The organism is Luteimonas sp. A501 (assembly GCF_054052085.1).
In genome coordinates this window covers 1-1633 of record NZ_JBSVRI010000030.1, presented here as the reverse complement: position 1 = coordinate 1633, position 1633 = coordinate 1, and the positions used below count along the sequence as shown (strand labels likewise).

Sequence of the window (1633 nt, the reverse complement as noted above, 5' to 3'; positions counted from 1 at the left end):
CCGAGCGCCAGCTCCTGTGTGCTCCAGACGCGACCCCAGCGCTTAACCTCCAGCTGTTCGTAAAGGTCGTTTAGCTGCAGCGCTGCTTGTTCGAGATCACTGAAATTCATGTTATGCCGCCTAACACCTAAGTTAAGCCGAGGCGCGTAGTGGAGCGAAGCACATGGCAAGCTGTACCTGCCATGTGCTTTGCGGAACGAAGCGGCTTCGGCTTGAACGCATTGTTAGGCCTCATGTCCGGGCGCTTTGGACCGCGAGTACCGTCGATGCAACCATTCTCCAACAGAACCTAGAGCGATCGCGGCCACAAAGTACCAAACATACCGATCCAACGTCACGGGCAGATCTGAGACGGACTTTCCGTACGCGGAAGCTCCGGTTGTGGCCAGCTCACGCAGCTGTGCGTAGCTATCCAGGATCACATTCGAAGAATGAATCATAAGAACGACGGCCAGCAAGTAGGATGCCGTTCTTACGAAGCTTGCGAGTCTGCTTGTCATGAGGCCTAACACCAGAATTAAGCCGCGCCGCGAAGCGGCGTCGGCTTGAATGAATTGTTAGGCCCGCCGCCGCTAACGGCCTGAGCCCATCTTGATGGATATAGGAACCGACACCAAGGTGCCGGTGAAGTACCCGCCACCCTCAAGCGCAGCGCAGGGCGCCTGATACCTCTCGAAGATATGAGCTGGAATGTCGCCGGATACCATTACGGTCGTTCCTTCTGTTCCGAAGGAGAATTTTGAAACGGCTGCCCCGTCCACATAAGCTTCCGCAGGGTACCCGTCTTCCATTCTCGGGCAGTCTCCGATCCTTACATACGTGTACAGCTCTCGGCTCTTGATCTTGGCTGCGTCTCTTGCCGGAATAGCCACTTCAACGATCACTGCATCGCCATTCTGCTGTGCCTGAGCCGATACGAGTTGGGGCTCAACCTGGCACCCAGCTAGCGCGACTGCAGCTAGCAACCCCGAAACAGTTGCTCTGGTTCTAGTGACCACGTTGAACTTCCGTCAAGGGCCTAACGCCTGAATTAAGCCGCGCCGCGAAGCGGTGTCGGCTTGAATGAATTGTTAGGCCTCATGACAGCCACTCCACAGTTGAATCTGTGACTATCCAGAAGCCGGAAAGCTTCTCGACTGTGTAAGTCGTCCCGGAGGAGCCGAGCAAGAACCCAGAATCGTGCACGACGTCGAGCGTCACGATGGACGGAGACTCTCTCCGAATCTTGACGATTCTTAGCATGCGTATGTCCGTCCCATCACTTGTCTTGTAGCCCGGATCGGCATGATGGCATTGACTTGCGGGAAGCACGTTTGGATTGTACTTGAGGATATTAGCCAACAGCTCCGGCCCAGGGTCGCCTCCCCGGACATCAAGGCAATAGCGCCCTACCCGAAAATCGCGATGCTCAAAGAGGACGGCAACTGCTCCGTCAGGAGCGGCGCTACACCCAGCAAGAAGGAGGGCTAGAAGAAGTGCCGCGATGCTTTTCATGAGGCCTAACACCAGAATTAAGCCGCGCCGCGAAGCGGCGTCGGCTTGAATGACTTGTTAGGCACCTGAGCGCCTCGCCTGTACGACACGGATGACGCGCCAGGAGGCAATTACCAAGATTACTATATGCACCCCAAGA

Annotated in this window: 1 protein-coding gene; it reads right to left on the bottom strand. The window is 56.0% G+C overall.

The window, feature by feature from the left end; genetic code table 11:
• Positions 1-1077: 1077 nt before the first annotated feature.
• Positions 1078-1494 (bottom strand): hypothetical protein, encoded by a 417-nt coding sequence (locus ACW7G5_RS14760; RefSeq protein WP_457005770.1) that lies wholly within the window; start codon positions 1492-1494, stop codon positions 1078-1080.
• Positions 1495-1633: the final 139 nt, after the last annotated feature.